Raw genomic sequence first — 19,349 nt, 5'->3', positions numbered from 1 at the left:
GAGCATTCCTGTTAGAAGGATTTTCGGGGACTTGAACAAAAAGAGCCCTCTTGGTATGATGCGGGGTGTCAAATCTCGACGAATTAACCCCTAATTTGTTAACCAAGGAGGACTCCATAATGGATTTTAAACAAAATCAAAAAATAAATCAAGTTACCGAGAAAACACTTGTTGTCGGAATCGACATTGCTAAGCGTACACATTACGCTTGCTTTGTAGATGACCGCGGCCGAGTGCTCCAAAAGTCATTTGCAGTTTCGCAGTCTTTTAACGGTTTCGAGTTTTTCTATCAACGTATTTTGAGTGCGATGAAAGAACATGAAAAAACAGAAGTCATTGTAGGGATTGAACCTACAGGACATTACTGGCTCAATTTAGCCTACTTCCTTGAGGAACGAGGCATTCCCTTAGTCATGACGAATCCTATGCACGTCAAACGATCAAAAGAGTTGGACGACAATCTGCCAACCAAGCATGACCGCAAAGATGCGCTGGTGATCGCTCGTCTTGTAAAGGACGGACGCTTTAGTTATCCACGGATACTTAAAGAGATGGAGGCCGAACTTCGTGTTGGCTCAACCTTCCGAGGCAAGTTGACAGAGGAATTAGGCACTGTCAAAAACATGATGATTCGCTGGCTAGATCGCTATTTCCCTGAGTTCACTCAAGTATTTCCATCCTTCGGAAAAATGGCCATGGCTGTACTAGAATGTACCCCATTTCCAAGTGATCTTCACGAGAAACAACCCGATGAAGTTTTAACCCTTTATCGAGAGGTTGAGGGGCTCAAATCCCCCCAAAGACCAAAAGCAATACGTCTTATAGAATTAGCAGCTAACTCTATCGGAGTAACAGAAGGACGTGAGATGGCCCGTATTGAAATTGCCACACTCGTCAGCCGTTACCATCAGTTAGAAGAAGATATCGAAAACATTACCGGGCACTTGGTTGAGCTAGTAAAAACGTCTGTAGAGTACGAATGGTTATCAACTGTACCAGGGCTTGGAGATACAACGATAGTTGATCTATTAGCGGAAATCGGAAGCTTTTCACACTACGAAGACCCACGCCAAATAATCAAACTTGCGGGATTAACGTTACGTGAAAATTCCTCCGGTCTGCATAAAGGACAAAAGCGAATCTCCAAACGGGGCAGAAGGAAGCTGCGCGCCCTCCTGTTCCGAGTGATGATGCCAATGATTCGCCATAACGAAGCTTTTAGAAAGCTACATGAGTATTACACGAACCGTTAGGTTAACCAGTTACGTAAGAAGCAATCCATTGTATTCATTTGCGGTAATCGATTTAAAAGTATTACATAAAATTAGCACGAAGAAAAAGCGTAGACGCACAGCGAATGATGAGGGATATTCCTAGTCTCGCAGAGGCTATGTAAAGCCCTACATCCCCCTATTTAAATAGACCTAGACAACAGGATGACACGGAGAAGCTGGCATTATATTTTCCATTGACATAGAGGTCCCTAAAGGAGCTTCGCTAGCCTCTGCCTTATGACTAGACCGAACGAAGGAATGTAGGCACACTAATGCCCAGAGACATGGGAGGGTACGTCATCATAAGCTACGCAGAGATCCATTGTGCATCACATAAATTCCTTTCACTACTTTCCACTAATATCCAGTAGTGACCGCGTAGCGTACCCATATGGTGGAATAGTTTCACATATAATGAAAATACTGTAGGGGACTTTGTCGAAAAATATTTTTTTGACACCGTACCAATGGCTCAAACCCTTGGTACATCAACATTTATAGAGGGAGGGCAAAGAAACGTACGTACAAGGTACATACCAAAACAAAAGGAAGAAAGGGGAAGGTTTCATGGCTCAAAATGAAGCACGCCAGCTGGACTTGCCAGCTGCCGCACCAGATCCGGAAAAAATCACACTGAAAGAAAAAATCGCCTACGGAATTGGCGATGTCGGCAACAACTTTTTATTCGACCTGGGTCAGATTTATTTGCTGAAATTTTACACCGACTCTTTAGGAATCCCATCGACCATTGCGGGACTGGTCTTTTTGATCACAAAAATATGGGATGCTTTTGCCGACATTTCGGTCGGCACGTGGATCGACAATCGTAAGAACATTGGACCAAAAGGGAAATTTCGGCCGTTTATTTTATACGCAGCGATTCCGCTCGCTTTAATGGATATAGCCAGTTTTATCAATCCAGGCTTTTCGCTTACGGGAAAAATTGTCTGGGCATTCGCAACCTATATGATTTTTAGTACAGTCTACAGCATTTCCAATGTGCCATTTGGCTCAATGGTTCCAGCAATGACAAAGGATCCGCATGAACGCGCCCAATTGGCATCGTTTAGACAAGCTGGCTCGAACCTTGGGCTCCTGATTAGTACAGTCGGTTTCATGCCCATTGTTTTGATGATGAATAACAAAACAACAGGCTATTTGATGGCAGTTGCCATTTTTTCTGTAATGGGCGTCTTCCTTCAATGGTATTCCTATAAAAATATCAACGAACGATATGTCGAAGCCAAACCGAAAGCAACAAAAGATTCGATAAAGGCAGGGCTGAAGAATATTTTTAAAAATACGCCGCTCTTGATCCTTTGTACCGCAAACTTGCTGACTTTTACGGCTTTCAGCGTCAAGCTTGCCGTCCAGGTTTATTATGCACAGTACGTTTTGAAGGATGTTTCAATTGTTCCATACATGGGCTTTTTCAGCATTGGAAGCGTGTTTGTCGGAGTCGCTCTTGTTCCATATCTTGTGAAAAAAATCGGCAAAAAGGGAACCTTTATCCTCGGGGCAGCGATCTGGACTGCTGCCGATCTAATCGCCTACATGGTGGCCAAGGATGCTGTCGTCTTTATGATCTTCGCCTGCTTTGCGTTTTTTGGAAGTGCCTTTATTAACAGTTTAAACTGGGCGCTCGTTTCCGATGCTGTGGAATATGGGGAATGGAAAACGGGCAGCCGCTCGGAAGGGGTCGTTTATTCGTTCTTCACCTTTTTCCGCAAATTGTCCCAAGCCTTGGCCGGCTTTATTCCCGGACTTGTCCTAGGCCTTGTCGGCTACGTGCCAAACGCCCAGCAAAGCGCGAAGGTAATCGCCGGCATCAAAGATCTGATGTTCATTTATCCAGGCTTACTGGCCTTCATCACCATTATCGTCATGGGCCTTTTCTACAAATTATCGGATGACCGGTTTAACGAAATTGTCGCAGAACTCGGCAAACGGAAAAAGTTTACCGGCAACCGGCCTGTCGTGGTCGAGACGGGGAAGTAATCGATTATAACTATAGAGAAAAACCGAGCAAGAGTCTTCTGCTCGGTTTTTACGCTAAAAATGCCAGTACGTTTTGTACGGCAGCTTCCCCTTGTTCAATGCAGTCAGGTACCCCTATGCCATCATATGAACTCCCTGAAAGGAAGATCCCTGGTAATTCTTGAGCGAGGGAATCCCTTACATTCTTCATCCGCTGCAAGTGCCCAACCGTGTATTGCGGCATCTTCTTGTTCCAGCGGGAGATTACGTGAAAGAGCGGCTGCTCCGTAATATTCATTGTTTTATTTAAATCCCGTAACACGATTTGAATGATTTCATCATCCGCTAAATGGACGGCGTCCTGGTCATTTGGCTTTCCCACATAGCAGCGCAAAAGCGCCATGTCTTCAGGAGTCGTTCCCGGCCATTTTTTATGTGTCCATGTGCAGGCCGTAATGCGAAAATCACTGTTGCGGGAAACCAAAAATCCGGTTCCATCAATATCCTGCTTAATGGCTGCCTTTGGAAAGGCCATAGCAACGTTTGCAACAGAATAGGCCATCATGCCGCCAACTACTTTCATTAATGGATAATCGGAAAGCATTTGTTGGGCAGCGTAAGATTCTGTTGTGATGATAACACTTTCGGCTTGTTCAACACTTCCGTCCGCCAGCGCAACATTATAGTGGTTTCCGTCTTTTGTGATTTTTTCGACAGGGGCATTTTTCATCACGGTACTTGAATCAAGCTTTTTTAACACTGCTTCAATCAATGTTTCAAGCCCGCCCGCTAAAGAAATGAACATGCCTTTTTTGGCCGGCAGTTTTTTCGCGGCTGTTTTTGACCGAGACGGCATCGTTTTTTTCAAACCGAGAACAAGGCTTCGGTGGGTCTGTTCCAGCTGATAAAACATGGGGAACAAAGACATTAAGCTCAATTCGTCGATGTCACCGGCATAAATGCCGGATAACAGTGGATCAATCAAGTTGTCGACGACTTCATTTCCAAGTCTCCTTCTAAAAAATTCGCCAAGCGATTGGTCCGCTTTTTCTTTCCCTTTTGGTAAAATAAAATCGCCTGCAGCCCGCAACTTTCCGAATGGTGAAAAAAGACCTGAAAATAAAAAAGGAGTGACTTCGGTAGGGATGCCCATAAACGCGCCTTCTGGCATTGTATGAAGTTTTCCTCTTGCAACTATGTATGATTTCCCTGCAGTATTGGAAACGACTTGATCTTCCAAACCAACTTCTTTGATCAATTTCAGTGCGCTCGCTTTGCGCGCAAGCATCGAGTCAGGCCCTTTTTCAATGATGAATCCCTCTTTTTTCAAGGTGTGAATCGCTCCGCCAAAACGGTTGCTTGCTTCAAAAAGCATGACCTGATAGGGAAGCTGCTTTTCTTTTATTTCTTTTTGAAGATAATAAGCTGCTGATAACCCGGTGATTCCTCCACCAATGATAACAATTTTTTTCCTCTCCATTCAGCATCAGCTCCGGCCACTACTTGTTCATATTTTCACAATCTGAATTTTAAAACAAAGTTTTTAGTTTTTCCCCACCTCTATTGTATACTTTTAAAATAAAAAAAATGAAAATTTAAACATTTGTAAGAGAAAGTTCATGAAATGCCGCTTCTATATGGAACGGAAAGAAAGATTTTTACCATGATTAGGGCTAAAATAAAAATAGTACATAGCAGAGGAGAGGTTCAAATGGATTTGCAATTAAATGGGAAAAATATCTTGATTACCGGCGGTTCGAAAGGAATTGGCAAAGCGATTGCCCAAGCTTTTTTGGCAGAAGGAGCAAATGTCGGAATCGCAGCGCGCGACAGAGAAATTTTACAACTAGCAAAAGAAGAACTCGGTGGAAATGTCACTATTTTTCAAGCGGATATATCGAAAGCAGCTGAACGGGAAAGTTTGATTCAAGCATTCACTCAAACCCAGGGTGGTTTGGATGTTTTAGTTAATAACGCGGGCGGCAGCAATGGAGCCGGAGCAACCGAAACGGAAATGGCGTTATTTTACGAAGCGATGGAACTGAATTATTTTTCCGCAGTGCATTTAAGCAAATTGGCTGTTGAGCAAATGAAACAGACCGGCAGCGGCTCGATCATTAATATCACCTCGGTCTTCGGCAGGGAAAGCGGCGGCAAAGTGACCTACAACAATGCCAAATCAGCCTTGATCAGCTTTACAAAATCGCTCGCAGATGAAGTGATTCCGTACGGGATTCGCGTCAACAGCGTCGCCCCCGGCAGCATCCTTCACGAAACAGGCAACTGGAAAAAGCGCCTTGAGGCCAACCCCGAAGAAATCAACGCCTTTGTCAAAAATGAAATTCCGGCCGGCCGCTTCGGCACCCCAGAGGAGATCGCCAACGTCGTTGCCTTCCTCGCCTCAACCAAAGCCTCCTGGATCATCGGCGCCAGCATGAACGTTGATGGCGGGCAATCTAGGATGAATTTTTAGGGGGGGTAGACAAAATAGATGCTGAAAACTAAAAATGCATAAATGAAGTTCTTAAAAAATTATTTTATGATAATTATTGACAATTTTAGTTAAAAAATTCAAAATGAAGGTAGATAAAATTTTGGAGCTTGTCGAACTTAACCATCATGTGAAGCAGAAGAATAACACCTGAATTACGGGTGACTTCTGCTTTTTTCATTAATCTTATGAGTTTTCCTAATGGAGGGATTGGATGAATTTTATCGCTCACATTCGTGAAAGTGACAAGACAATACAAACTGTTGAAGAACATTTGTTGGCAGCTAAAGAATTAGCAGAAACGTATGGAGATAAGTTGGGGGTGAAGCATTTAACTGGTCTAGCCGGAATGCTTCATGATCTTGGTAAATATTCAAAGGAATTTAGAGAATACATATTACAAGCCGTCAATAATCCGGAAGCACCTCCCAAAAGAGGAAGTGTAGATCATTCGACAGCAGGAGGAAAATTATTATACGAATTATTTCATAAAAAAATTACTTCACGATATAAGGGAATAGTTGCTGAAGTTGTCGGAAACGCCATCCTTTCACATCATTCGTATTTGCTAGATTTTTTGAATCCGGAATTGGAATCCAATTATTTAAGTAGAGTGCGAGATAAGGATCTAAAAAACTTTGAGATAACAAAAAGAATATTTTTTGAAAAGGTAATGAGCGAAGAATATTTTCATGACTATGTGGATAGAGCAGCATCAGAATTAGAAACGTTTTTGGCAAGAGAAAGTTCGGAAAACAATGAAAAACAATTAATGTTTTTAACAAAATTTGTTTTTAGTTCTTTGATTGATGCAGATCGAACGAATACGAGATTATTTGAAGAAAATAAAACTGGCGAAGAAGCTGTTGACCATGAAGAATTAGTTTCAGCGTATTACGAAAAAATTATAAATAAAATCAATTCTTTCAAAAATCACCCGAATGCTGATCATCCGATTAATATTTTAAGATCAGAAATGTCAGACCAATGTGATGAATTTGCGAAGAAACCCTCAGGGATTTACACATTATCGATACCGACGGGTGGGGGAAAAACGCTAGCAAGTTTACGATATGCTCTTAAACATGCCAAACTTTTCAATAAAAAAAGGATTTTCTATGTTGTTCCCTACACCACTATTATTGAACAAAATGCGGAAGAAGTTCGTAATATTTTAAAAGATGATGGGAATATTCTGGAACATCATTCCAATGTGATTGGTGATGAAAATGATAACGATGAAATGCAAGATGGAGTTATGAGTGTTCAGCAAAAGTTGAAGCTTGCAAAAGATAACTGGGATTCACCAATTATATTTACAACAATGGTTCAATTTTTAAATGTTTTTTATGCAAAAGGAAGCAGAAACATAAGGAGGTTGCATAATCTAGCTGAATCGGTAATTATCTTTGATGAAGTACAAAAAGTTCCAATTTCCTGTGTTTCTTTATTTAATCAGGCTTTAAACTTTTTAAAAACTTATGGACAGTCTAGTATTGTTTTATGTACTGCAACTCAACCAGCCTTGGATTTTGTGGAAAATAAGTTGGAAATAAATCCAGATGCCGAGATTATTGGTAATCTTGATCAGGTAATTGAAGCTTTTAAGCGAGTAGAGATTATCGACATGGCAACAAATCAAACTTTTAATAATGAGAAACTAGCAGATTTTATTGAAGATAAAATTGAGGATGTACAAAGTATTTTAGTCATTTTAAACACGAAAACTGTAGTCAAAAATCTATACAATCTTTTAAAAGAAAGAAATTTCAATGTTCCTGTTTATCATCTTAGTACATCGATGTGTGCAGCCCATCGAAATAATATATTAAATGAAATCAGACAGCATCTTCTTACCAAGAATAAAATCATTTGTATCAGTACCCAACTGATCGAAGCTGGAGTCGATGTAAGTTTTGAATGTGTCATTCGTTCTTTAGCCGGTTTAGATTCTATTGCTCAGGCTGCTGGAAGGTGCAATCGTCATGGTGAAAAAGATATTCAAAATGTTTATGTTATTGATCATGAAGAAGAAAACTTAAAGTACTTAAAAGAAATTAAAGGTGGGAAACAGATTTCAAAAAGAATTTTAGTCGACATAAAACAAGATGCATCAAGCCACGGAGGACATATCTTATCAAAACAGGCAATGGAAAGGTATTTCAAAGAGTTTTACACTAAGTTTTCATCTGATTTAAATTATTTTATTCCTGGTTTAAATAAAACTATGACCGAACTATTGGCAGCTAAGAAAAGTAAAAATGGATTTTATTGTGCTTACAAGGCGAGAAATGATGAGGTTCCTCCTTTATTTATTGCCAATAGCTATAAAACAGCAGCAGAAAACTTTCACGTTATTGAAGATTTGACGACATCAGTGATTGTACCTTATGAAGATGGCAAAGAAATCATTACAAAACTAAACAGTGATGGTTCCATTGATGACCTTACTCGATTGCTGCGCAAAGCCCAGCAGTATACAATCAATCTTTTTAAATATGAACTTGACCAATTATCGAAAAATGACGGATTGGTGAGTTATCTAGATGGGAAAATTTTTGCGTTAAAAGAAGGGGCTTATGACAATGAATTTGGGCTTAATTTAGACAATGATAGTCAGTTTACCTTGAGTATATATTGAAAAACCTATCTTTAAATGAAGATAGGTTTTCAAATAATATACTATATATTTCAATCCGCGCTAAAAAAGCGACAACTAATTATATCATGTAAAAGAATGTTTACAAAAAGTTCATATAATATATTATTTACAATACTCCTAAAGAGATGTATTGTTTAATTGTAAAAAATATTTTGAATTTTTGGAGGTGAATTTATGAGGAATGAGATTGAGTTTGAAGTCTTTGGAAAATATGCCTTATTTACAGATCCTTTAACTAAGATGGGTGGAGAAAAACTTTCCTATCAAATCCCGACATACCAGGCACTTAAAGGAATTGTAGAATCAATCTATTGGAAACCCACGCTGCTTATGATAATAGATGAAGTCCGAATAATGAATCCAATTCAGATGGAGTCAAAGGGTATTCGACCGATTGAATATGGCGGAGGAAATACGCTTGCCAACTATACATACCTAAAAGATGTTCGCTATCAAGTACGTGCCCATTTTATCTTTAACCCTTATCGACCAGACATGTCATTTGATCGAAACGAGAATAAACATCATAACATCCTTAAACGATCTCTCCAAGCTGGAGGGAGAAGGGATATTTTCTTAGGCACAAGGGAATGTCAAGCATATGTGGAACCATGTGTTTTTGGTGAGGGTGAAGGTTTTTATGATCAGGGTGAAATCCATTATGGAACGATGATACATGGGATTAACTATCCTGATGAAACTGGAAAAAATGAAATGGAAGTTCGCCTCTGGAATCCTGTGATGAAAAAGGGAATTATCAAGTTTCCGCGTCCTGACCAATGTACTCAAATAAGAAAAATTACAGAAATGTATCCAAAGAGTTTTACAAATATCCAGTCAGCGGATGAGCTATTCAGTCAATTAGAGGAGGGAGGGAATCAATGAGCTGGCTATTGAACTTATATGAAACATACGAATCAAATTTGGATCAAGTTGGAGTAGTAGAAAAGAAATCGAATGACCGGGAATTTACACTTTTGCCAATTGCCCATACAACACAAAATGCACATATTGAGGTAGATATTACAGAAGATGGCGCTTTCCATTCTGCAAGAGTGATAGATAAAGATGAAATGAACACATTAATTCCATGTACGGAAGAATCCGCAAATCGTGCCGGATCCAAAATTGCCCCTTACCCGCTTCATGATAAGTTAAGCTATGTAGCAGGTGATTTCGTTGCATATGGTGGCAAAATAAAAAAAGAGGAACCCTTTACATACTATATAGCACAATTAAAAGAGTGGGCAGAATCGCCATATGCAGTATCAAAAGTGAAAAGTATCTATAACTATTTATCTAAGAAAACTTTGATTAAAGATTTGGTTGACGCGAAGGTATTATATCTCGATGAGAAGGGGCATTTAATTGAAGGGTGGGATAAGAAGTACGAAATCCTTTATAAGGAGAAGCCGCAGATTTTTTCAGTTGTTACTGGAGGGCAGGACAGTGCATTTATACGATTTAATGTTTATTCTTCTCAAAAACTTTTAACAGATGTTTGGAAAGATCGAGAATTGTACGATTCTTTTATTCGATTTTATCAAGATTTATTAGGTGCCGCGGATCTTTGCTATGTGACGGGAAATTTTATGCCTAGCACGGATAAACACGCCAATAAAATACGTAATGCTGCTGACAAAGCAAAGCTCATTTCAGCCAATGATACAAGCGGTTTTACGTTTAGGGGTCGCTTTAATAAAAGCAATCAAGTGGCAAGCATAAGTTATGAGGTATCACAGAAAGCTCATAATGCCTTGAAATGGCTGATCAATCGTCAAGGTAAAACCATTGATCAGCGAGTTTTTCTTGTATGGGGGAATGATGACCTTAATATTCCTGATGTGACCGAAGATACTTTTGCTATTGATCCTGTACCGATTGAAAAACATGAGAGAATATCTTATACCAATCAGGAATTCGCGAGAGAAATTGCGAAGGCACTGGATGGTTATAAGAATGATTTATCAACGAAATCAGTAGTAAATATATTGATTCTTGATTCTGCAACTACCGGACGGATGGCCGTACTGTACTACCGGAATATGTATAAAGAGCTTTATTTGGATCGGCTAAAAAGCTGGCATTCAACGTGTGCATGGCTTCACCGTTACCGAAAGGAAGAGAATGGTGACTATGCCCAGTTTTTTGGAGCACCAGCAACAAAAGACATAGCTTTTGCAGCCTATGGACCTAAAGCCAACGAGAAAATTGTGAAAGGACTAATGGAGCGTATGCTTCCTTGTATTACTGATAATAAGGAAATTCCTTTAGACATTGTTAAAAGCGCAATTAATCGTTCCTCAAATCCTGTATCAATGGAGAAATGGGAATGGGAAAAAACGTTAAGTATCACTTGTGCATTGGTTAATAAAAAGGAGGGGTACAATGTGACATTGGATACAGAAAATAATGAACGGGATTATTTATTTGGCCGGTTATTAGCGATTGCAGATGTATTGGAAAGAAGAGCATTAGGGTCTGAAGAAAACCGTTCAAGCAATGCAATTCGATATATGAACTCTTTTTCAAAAAATCCTGCAAGAACATGGAAAACGATTCAGGAAGGTCTGCAGCCATACCAAGCGAGATTAGGTACAAAAGCTCGATATTTATCCAGCCTTATTGATGAGGTAGCTTCCAAAATTAATTATGCGGATTTTAATAATAAACCATTGTCAGGAAAATATTTATTAGGATTTTATAGTCAGCGACATGAATTATATCAGAAAAAAGAAAATATAGAATAGTAAAAAGGAGAAATGGAAAATGACAATTTTAGATCACAAAGTTGACTTTGCTGTAGTATTGTCTGTAACAAAAGCAAATCCAAATGGAGATCCGCTGAATGGTAACCGTCCAAGGCAAAATTATGATGGCCATGGTGAAATTTCAGATGTTGCAATTAAACGAAAAATCAGAAATCGTTTGCAAGATATGGGGGAATCTATTTTTGTGCAATCAAATGACCGGAATGTTGACGATTTTAAAAGCTTAAGAGAAAGAGCTGAAGCAAACCCGGAATTATTAAAAATATTAAAATCAAAAAATTCCTCCAGTGATGAATTTGCTACAGTTGCTTGTAATGAATGGATAGATGTAAGAAGTTTTGGACAGGTTTTTGCTTTTAAAGCTGCTGGTAGTGGAAGTGGAGTTTCGGTTGGTGTAAGGGGACCGGTTTCTATCCATACTGCAACCAGTATTAATCCAATTGATATTACCAGTATGCAAATAACGAAAAGTGTAAATTCCGAGCCTGGGAAAGAAAAAGGATCAGATACAATGGGGATGAAACATCGTGTGGATTTTGGGTTATATGTTTTTTACGGTAGTATTAACACGCAGCTTGCTGAAAAAACAGGCTTTACAAATGAAGATGCAGAAAAAATGAAACAAGCTCTTGTTACACTTTTTGAAAATGATACATCTGCCGCCAGACCAGATGGAAGTATGGAAGTTCACAAGGTATTCTGGTGGGAACATAATTCGAAACTTGGACAATACTCGTCAGCAAAAGTTCATCGTTCTATAAAGATCGAATCTAAAATTGACGAACCGAGATCTTTTGAAGATTATTCTATCACAGTTGAAAATTTAGAAGGTTTAGAAGCTGAGATCATCGATGGTTTATAATGAAGAAAATGATTATTTGATGCTTTCAGGAATCCAACATTTTCAATTTTGTAAACGACAATGGGCACTAATACATATAGAGCAGCAATGGGAAGAAAATGTTCGGACGGTAGAAGGACAGCACCTTCATCAAAAAGCGGATCAGCCTTTTATTCGAGAAAAACGTGGAGATAAACTTATAGTTCGAGCGATGCCAGTTAGGTCTAATGAGCTGAAGATAACTGGAATTTGCGATGTTGTCGAATTTATTCGAGATGAAAAAGGCGTTGAAATTAGTGGTGCAGAAGGAAAATATACTGCGTATCCTGTTGAATATAAACGGGGCAAACCCAAACTGGACGATTCAGACGTATTGCAGTTAACGGCACAAGCGATTTGTATAGAGGAAATGCTATGTTGTGAAGTTAACATGGGCTATATGTTTTATAATGAAATCAAACACAGGATCGAAGTGCCGTTAACGCAAGAATATAAAATGAAAGTAAAGTCAATCGCTGCAGAAATGCATGAATATTATGGCCGAAGATATACACCCAAAGTGAAAACAGGTACATTTTGTAAAAGTTGTTCCCTTCAAAATCTTTGTTTACCGAAGCTAATGAATAAACAGTCTGTGAAAAGTTATATTGATGGGAAGATCAGGGAATGAAAAAACTATTAAACACGTTATTTATAACGCAACCAGATGTTTATTTATCACTAGATGGGGATAATATTGTCCTTCTTAAAGAAAAAGAACAGTTAGGCAGACTTCCGCTACATAATTTAGAGGCAATCCACTCTTTTGGATATACTGGTGCAAGCCCGGCATTAATGGGTTACTGTGCTGAAAAAAACATTTCTTTAGTTTTTTTCACGATTAACGGCAGATTCCTTGCGAGAGTTATAGGGAAAAGTAAAGGGAATGTTGTGTTAAGGAAGAAACAATACCGAGTATCTGATGATGAAGTAGTATCTGCTAAAGTGGCTCGAAATTTTATTGTTGGGAAAATTTTCAATAATAAGTGGATACTTGAAAGAATAACGAGAGATTATCCATTGCGAGTAGATGTATCTCAATTCAAAGAGGTTTCACGGCATTTATCGGGAATAATCCTTGATGTTAGAAGTTGTGAGGATTTAGAAAGGTTAAGAGGTCTTGAAGGACAAGCAGCAATTAGTTACAACAAAGTATTTAATCAAATGATTTTGCAACAAAAGGAAGATTTCTCATTTCAATCCCGTTCTCGTAGACCTCCTACTGATAATGTGAATGCCATGCTGTCATTTGCTTATACTTTATTGGCAAATGATATGGCGGCTGCTTTAGAAGGTGTAGGCTTGGATGCATATGTTGGTTTTTTGCATCGAGACCGTCCAGGCAGAGCATCTTTAGCGTTAGATCTAATGGAAGAACTTCGTGGTGTCTATGCTGATCGGTTTGTTTTATCTTTAATTAATAAAAAAGTTGTTGGTAAAGATGATTTTCATAAAAAAGAAAATGGGGCTGTTATTATGACAGATGATGCAAGAAAGAAGTTTTTAGCAGCCTGGCAAACCAGAAAACAGGAAAAAATTACGCATCCCTACCTTGGTGAAAAAATCTCTTGGGGGCTAGTACCTCATGCGCAAGCGTTATTATTAGCTCGTTTTTTACGAAATGACTTAGATGAGTACCCACCATTTTTATGGAAGTAGGTGGAGATTTTGTTGGTACTAATCACATATGATGTGAGTACGATTAGCAGTACTGGACAAAAGAGGCTGCGAAAGGTCTCGAAAATTTGTCAAAATTACGGGCAACGGGTACAAAATTCCGTATTTGAATGTGTTGTTGATTCAACTCAATTTGCAACTTTAAAAATTGAACTTGCTAATGCTATTGACGAGGAGAGAGACAGTCTTAGGTTTTATCAATTGGGCAATAATTACAGAAATAAAGTAGAACATTTAGGTATTAAAGAATCAGTGGACGTAGAAGGTCCGTTAATTTTTTAAGTGCGAATGTAAAGCGAACACGATTAGCTTAAGAGGTTCGCACCTAAATTCTCAGATTCTATCTCCTGGTTTTTGTGAAAAATAATTGTGTCCTCTAATAACTTTGAGGAAATAGCGTGTTTTTGATCAAAAATTTCCAATAAATAGGGGTTTTGGGGTCAGAAATCGCTGTCGCACCCTGTTCGGGTGCGTGGATTGAAATTCGTCCTATTGATATTAGTAAGTATTTAGGTATTTTGTCGCACCCTGTTCGGGTGCGTGGATTGAAATTTAGATGATCGTTTTTAACTACCATCGTGATCTAGTCGCACCCTGTTCGGGTGCGTGGATTGAAATTACCGTCGTACAAACCAACCCGGAAAACGTCCCCAGTCGCACCCTGTTCGGGTGCGTGGATTGAAATTCGTCTTTTTGCCTTCTTTTTTTCTTTTTCGTACCAGGTCGCACCCTGTTCGGGTGCGTGGATTGAAATACCGTAGACGCTATAAATGTCGTGATTGTAATGCGTCGCACCCTGTTCGGGTGCGTGGATTGAAATTTTGATGACTACGAACCAGAAATTAACTACGGAGTGTCGCACCCTGTTCGGGTGCGTGGATTGAAATATCTCTTTTAGCTTTTAATTCATTGTCCAGTGCTGTCGCACCCTGTTCGGGTGCGTGGATTGAAATAGGAGATAATTTTTCAAGCAGTTCTTTCAATTTCGTCGCACCCTGTTCGGGTGCGTGGATTGAAATCGCAAACTACTATGCTATAAATTTAGCACGTTAAGTCGCACCCTGTTCGGGTGCGTGGATTGAAATCATGTAGGCTTGCTCAATTTGGTAATCAAGGTCTGTCGCACCCTGTTCGGGTGCGTGGATTGAAATAAGAAAATCATATCTTTTTGATTCGGCAGCAGCGGTCGCACCCTGTTCGGGTGCGTGGATTGAAATACCTAAACCCTCAAGCAATTCTTTCGTCTTACGGGTCGCACCCTGTTCGGGTGCGTGGATTGAAATTATTCCCCATGATATGAAACCATTCATAGAAGTTGGTCGCACCCTGTTCGGGTGCGTGGATTGAAATGTGCCTGCAAACTCTTTTAGTTGTTGATACATAAGAACTTGTCGCACCCTGTTCGGGTGCGTGGATTGAAATGTTGATCAAAGGCATATCACATACGCCACGTTGGTCGCACCCTGTTCGGGTGCGTGGATTGAAATCTCCTCGAATAATCCTTTATCAGAGATATATCGACGTCGCACCCTGTTCGGGTGCGTGGATTGAAATCCCCATAGTCCGATAGGATTAATCAAAAATCCGTGTCGCACCCTGTTCGGGTGCGTGGATTGAAATCAAAAAACTTTTTAGTAGTATGAAACCTTTGACAGTCGCACCCTGTTCGGGTGCGTGGATTGAAATAAAGTGGGAAGCTAAGTCATCCATGTGTGTCTTAGTCGCACCCTGTTCGGGTGCGTGGATTGAAATGACAATCAGTACCCCTGTGGCTGGAACGAACCCAGTCGCACCCTGTTCGGGTGCGTGGATTGAAATGAACTCCATCTGTAGCGGTAATCCCAGAACCAGGTCGCACCCTGTTCGGGTGCGTGGATTGAAATATCCTTAATCCACGTATTTGCTGGGTTGGAACAGGTCGCACCCTGTTCGGGTGCGTGGATTGAAATCTCTTTGGCATACCAATCATTTGATTGTGTAGGTGTCGCACCCTGTTCGGGTGCGTGGATTGAAATATCTTATCATCCGAAGCATAGTTAAATGTTTTCAGTCGCACCCTGTTCGGGTGCGTGGATTGAAATCCCCATAGTCCGATAGGATTAATCAAAAATCCGTGTCGCACCCTGTTCGGGTGCGTGGATTGAAATATGAGAAGATACAGTCATCCCAAGCGGCAGACTAGTCGCACCCTGTTCGGGTGCGTGGATTGAAATCTTAATATGTCGCACCCTGTTCGGGTGCGTGGATGTCGCACCCTGTTCGGGTGCGTGGATTGAAATCTCTGTGAACATTTGGACTGCTCCACCTCTGGCGTCGCACCCTGTTCGGGTGCGTGGATTGAAATTGGAATAGCCTTGCGGATTGTTTCAAAATGTTTCAGTCGCACCCTGTTCGGGTGCGTGGATTGAAATCACATCCCGGCACCCGATAAATATCGCGAGAAAAGTCGCACCCTGTTCGGGTGCGTGGATTGAAATCGTAAGTGAAAGCTACCGTTACACCCTTTACCGCCGTCGCACCCTGTTCGGGTGCGTGGATTGAAATATCGTAATCAAGGTCTTTGATTGCCTTGCCTGTTGTCGCACCCTGTTCGGGTGCGTGGATTGAAATTGAACGACCGCTTGAAACTGTCCGATTTTAGCCAGTCGCACCCTGTTCGGGTGCGTGGATTGAAATAAAAAATATTTAATGCGGTAGCCGAACAACAACTGTCGCACCCTGTTCGGGTGCGTGGATTGAAATAACGTAGGAGAAGCAACATATTGAATAATAGGTTGTCGCACCCTGTTCGGGTGCGTGGATTGAAATTGGAAAGAAACGATATCGAAATTGTCTGATGAGGGTCGCACCCTGTTCGGGTGCGTGGATTGAAATTCTTTTTTGCAAAATAAAAAGCACCCATTAGCTGGGTCGCACCCTGTTCGGGTGCGTGGATTGAAATGATCATCATCACAAGATATTGTTTCGAAATAGACGTCGCACCCTGTTCGGGTGCGTGGATTGAAATAAATAATCTTGCAAATCTTCCATATCCTGTGTAAGTCGCACCCTGTTCGGGTGCGTGGATTGAAATATAAGGGTGACCCAAAAATGTCCGACCCCTGGAGTCGCACCCTGTTCGGGTGCGTGGATTGAAATTAAAAGATTTACCGTATTTTTTAAATGATTCTTGTCGCACCCTGTTCGGGTGCGTGGATTGAAATTCACTAATCGCCGGCTGAAACTTATGAAAATACAGTCGCACCCTGTTCGGGTGCGTGGATTGAAATAACAATCTATCTTCTGATCGACAATTAAGTGCAGTCGCACCCTGTTCGGGTGCGTGGATTGAAATTTGTTGGAGTGGTAAAGATGGAATAATCACGGCAAGTCGCACCCTGTTCGGGTGCGTGGATTGAAATCTTGATATAGTCCAATATTTGATCTGATGCATCTCGTCGCACCCTGTTCGGGTGCGTGGATTGAAATGAATTTATCCAATAACTTGTACAGGTCGCGAACGTCGCACCCTGTTCGGGTGCGTGGATTGAAATTGGAATGCAAGACAGCATCAGCTTATCTAGCAAAGTCGCACCCTGTTCGGGTGCGTGGATTGAAATTGGAAAGAAACGATATCGAAATTGTCTGATGAGGTCGCACCCTGTTCGGGTGCGTGGATTGAAATAAATGTATAGGAAGCCTCTCCGTTACTGCCCAAAGTCGCACCCTGTTCGGGTGCGTGGATTGAAATTGGCTGTGTAACTAAATTTGGATAGCCGGTACGAGTCGCACCCTGTTCGGGTGCGTGGATTGAAATAACATAAGCAAGGACGTCTCTAAGCATTTGATCGGTCGCACCCTGTTCGGGTGCGTGGATTGAAATCGCAGGTGCAAGTCGTTGCCTGTGACCTGCTAGAGTCGCACCCTGTTCGGGTGCGTGGATTGAAATACTCATGTCAATCAACCTCCGACATGAATGTGATGTCGCACCCTGTTCGGGTGCGTGGATTGAAATAAATCCAAACGAATTGATGGTAAGACCAATTCAAGTCGCACCCTGTTCGGGTGCGTGGATTGAAATATCGTAATCAAGGTCTTCGATTGCCTTGCCTGTTGTCGCACCCTGTTCGGGTGCGTGGATTGAAATGAGAGGGCGAACTAGTCAAATGGAATCGTTTGACGTCGCACCCTGTTCGGGTGCGTGGATTGAAATAAGGATGACAATATCCAAAACAAATAGCAGAGAGGTCGCACCCTGTTCGGGTGCGTGGATTGAAATAAATACTCATATCAGAGTATCACGCGGCTGTTTTAGTCGCACCCTGTTCGGGTGCGTGGATTGAAATAACAATTTCATGCACCGGAATTGGATGGATCAAGGTCGCACCCTGTTCGGGTGCGTGGATTGAAATTCTAACCTCCTTAATTTCGCAATCCAACAGCTACTGTCGCACCCTGTTCGGGTGCGTGGATTGAAATCATAGAATACGATCCTTTTATCTGTTGCAAAAAGGGTCGCACCCTGTTCGGGTGCGTGGATTGAAATCAAGCCAAGGAAATGTGCTAGCGGTTGCGGACTTGTCGCACCCTGTTCGGGTGCGTGGATTGAAATTGTCTGCCCCTGTCGGTGTAGGCGCTTGTTGGCGTCGCACCCTGTTCGGGTGCGTGGATTGAAATGAATAGTCTTGAGCATTTTGACGGAAAAGAAGCGGCGTCGCACCCTGTTCGGGTGCGTGGATTGAAATGATTCAACCTCGACAAATGAATGAGTGCCAATAAGTCGCACCCTGTTCGGGTGCGTGGATTGAAATAATAAAAAATATGGATATCAAATAAAAGACTGGGTCGCACCCTGTTCGGGTGCGTGGATTGAAATCGAAAGAAACGGTCTTGCGTAAAAGAGTTTTCGTCGTCGCACCCTGTTCGGGTGCGTGGATTGAAATAGCCACGCGTTGTTGACGTGCCTGTGCTCATTAGTCGCACCCTGTTCGGGTGCGTGGATTGAAATAACAAGCAACGATCCAGCAACAAGCGCCGATCACACGTCGCACCCTGTTCGGGTGCGTGGATTGAAATTTGGACAACATTATTCTTTGGAGGTTGGGTTGCAGTCGCACCCTGTTCGGGTGCGTGGATTGAAATACTTATGGTGTTTGTAACCTCACAACAGTCAATGTCGCACCCTGTTCGGGTGTGTGGATTGAAATAATCCCCTATAACGGGTCATCTGTTTTGTTACATGTCGCACCCTATTCGGGTGTGTGGATTGAAATCTATATCGAAAACTACGAGAGTACCAAAATTACTGTTTACCCTATACGTGGTTGAAACGAATCATTAAACTAAATGATTGCTGCTTCATTTTCATATCTACTACGGGTGCATGGATTGAAATCATAACAGGTTATCTGCTTTATTCGGTGCGTGGATTAAAAATAAAAAGGGTTATTTTATTGTCTCACAGTAAAAATTCATAGTTTACAAAAAAATGTTAATTATAAGAAGGATATCGGCTGATTATTCTGCACAAAAAACGATGAGTGAAAACGTATTCATAATTGCTTAAGTTTATAGGAAAGTTAGTTTTTATATCTCGTATGCTGCGGCCTTAATTATACTACGAGTACAAATGATTGCT

General features: G+C 41.0%; 10 protein-coding genes, 1 pseudogene and 1 CRISPR repeat array. Of the genes and pseudogenes, 10 read left to right on the top strand and 1 reads right to left on the bottom strand.

The window, feature by feature from the left end; genetic code table 11:
• Positions 1-119 precede the first annotated feature (119 nt).
• Both ACQYAD_RS00055 and ACQYAD_RS00050 read left to right on the top strand, forming a co-directional pair.
• A pseudogene (locus ACQYAD_RS00055) lies at positions 120-1,396 on the top strand (IS110 family transposase).
• 445 nt (positions 1,397-1,841) lie between these two features.
• The gene (locus ACQYAD_RS00050; protein WP_430234335.1) at positions 1,842-3,272 is read left to right on the top strand and encodes a glycoside-pentoside-hexuronide (GPH):cation symporter; all 1,431 of its coding nucleotides are present in this window, start codon (positions 1,842-1,844) and stop codon (positions 3,270-3,272) included.
• A 49-nt stretch (positions 3,273-3,321) separates the two neighbouring features.
• Here the strand turns inward: ACQYAD_RS00050 and hemY are convergent, their stop codons facing one another.
• Positions 3,322-4,731 (bottom strand): protoporphyrinogen oxidase, encoded by a 1,410-nt coding sequence (hemY, locus tag ACQYAD_RS00045; RefSeq protein WP_430234333.1) that lies wholly within the window; start codon positions 4,729-4,731, stop codon positions 3,322-3,324.
• Between the two features lie 231 nt (positions 4,732-4,962).
• Here hemY and ACQYAD_RS00040 point away from each other — a divergent pair, with 231 nt between their 5' ends.
• The 8 genes from ACQYAD_RS00040 to cas2 all read left to right on the top strand — a co-directional run bounded on the left by ACQYAD_RS00040 (position 4,963) and on the right by cas2 (position 14,014).
• The gene (locus ACQYAD_RS00040) at positions 4,963-5,724 is read left to right on the top strand and encodes an SDR family NAD(P)-dependent oxidoreductase (protein ID WP_430234331.1); all 762 of its coding nucleotides are present in this window, start codon (positions 4,963-4,965) and stop codon (positions 5,722-5,724) included.
• A gap of 232 nt (positions 5,725-5,956) precedes the next feature.
• Entirely contained in the window at positions 5,957-8,383 is a 2,427-nt protein-coding gene (cas3, locus tag ACQYAD_RS00035; RefSeq protein ID WP_430234329.1) for a CRISPR-associated helicase Cas3', read from the top strand.
• A 195-nt stretch (positions 8,384-8,578) separates the two neighbouring features.
• Entirely contained in the window at positions 8,579-9,289 is a 711-nt protein-coding gene (gene cas5c / locus ACQYAD_RS00030) for a type I-C CRISPR-associated protein Cas5c (RefSeq protein ID WP_430234327.1), read from the top strand.
• A complete protein-coding gene (cas8c, locus tag ACQYAD_RS00025) occupies positions 9,286-11,154 on the top strand; it encodes a type I-C CRISPR-associated protein Cas8c/Csd1 (protein ID WP_430234325.1) in 1,869 nt (622 codons plus the stop codon). The genes cas5c and cas8c overlap by 4 nt, the downstream gene beginning before the upstream one ends.
• A gap of 19 nt (positions 11,155-11,173) precedes the next feature.
• Entirely contained in the window at positions 11,174-12,037 is an 864-nt protein-coding gene (gene cas7c / locus ACQYAD_RS00020) for a type I-C CRISPR-associated protein Cas7/Csd2 (protein ID WP_430234323.1), read from the top strand.
• The gene (gene cas4 / locus ACQYAD_RS00015) at positions 12,027-12,686 is read left to right on the top strand and encodes a CRISPR-associated protein Cas4 (RefSeq protein WP_430234322.1); all 660 of its coding nucleotides are present in this window, start codon (positions 12,027-12,029) and stop codon (positions 12,684-12,686) included. Before cas7c ends, cas4 begins: the two co-directional genes overlap by 11 nt.
• Positions 12,683-13,714, top strand: coding sequence for a type I-C CRISPR-associated endonuclease Cas1c (cas1c, locus tag ACQYAD_RS00010; RefSeq protein ID WP_430234321.1), 1,032 nt, complete (start codon positions 12,683-12,685; stop codon positions 13,712-13,714). Before cas4 ends, cas1c begins: the two co-directional genes overlap by 4 nt.
• A 9-nt stretch (positions 13,715-13,723) precedes the next feature.
• Positions 13,724-14,014, top strand: coding sequence for a CRISPR-associated endonuclease Cas2 (gene cas2, locus ACQYAD_RS00005; protein WP_430234320.1), 291 nt, complete (start codon positions 13,724-13,726; stop codon positions 14,012-14,014).
• 170 nt (positions 14,015-14,184) lie between these two features.
• A CRISPR array of direct repeats spans positions 14,185-18,984; the repeat unit is 32 nt; unit sequence GTCGCACCCTGTTCGGGTGCGTGGATTGAAAT.
• Between the last annotated feature and the right edge of the window lie 365 nt (positions 18,985-19,349).

It is taken from the genome of Neobacillus sp. SM06 (assembly GCF_050496765.1).
GTDB lineage: Bacteria > Bacillota > Bacilli > Bacillales > Cytobacillaceae > JAEVLT01.
Note: the sequence above shows the minus strand (reverse complement) of the source record. Positions and strands in the feature narration are given on the sequence as shown.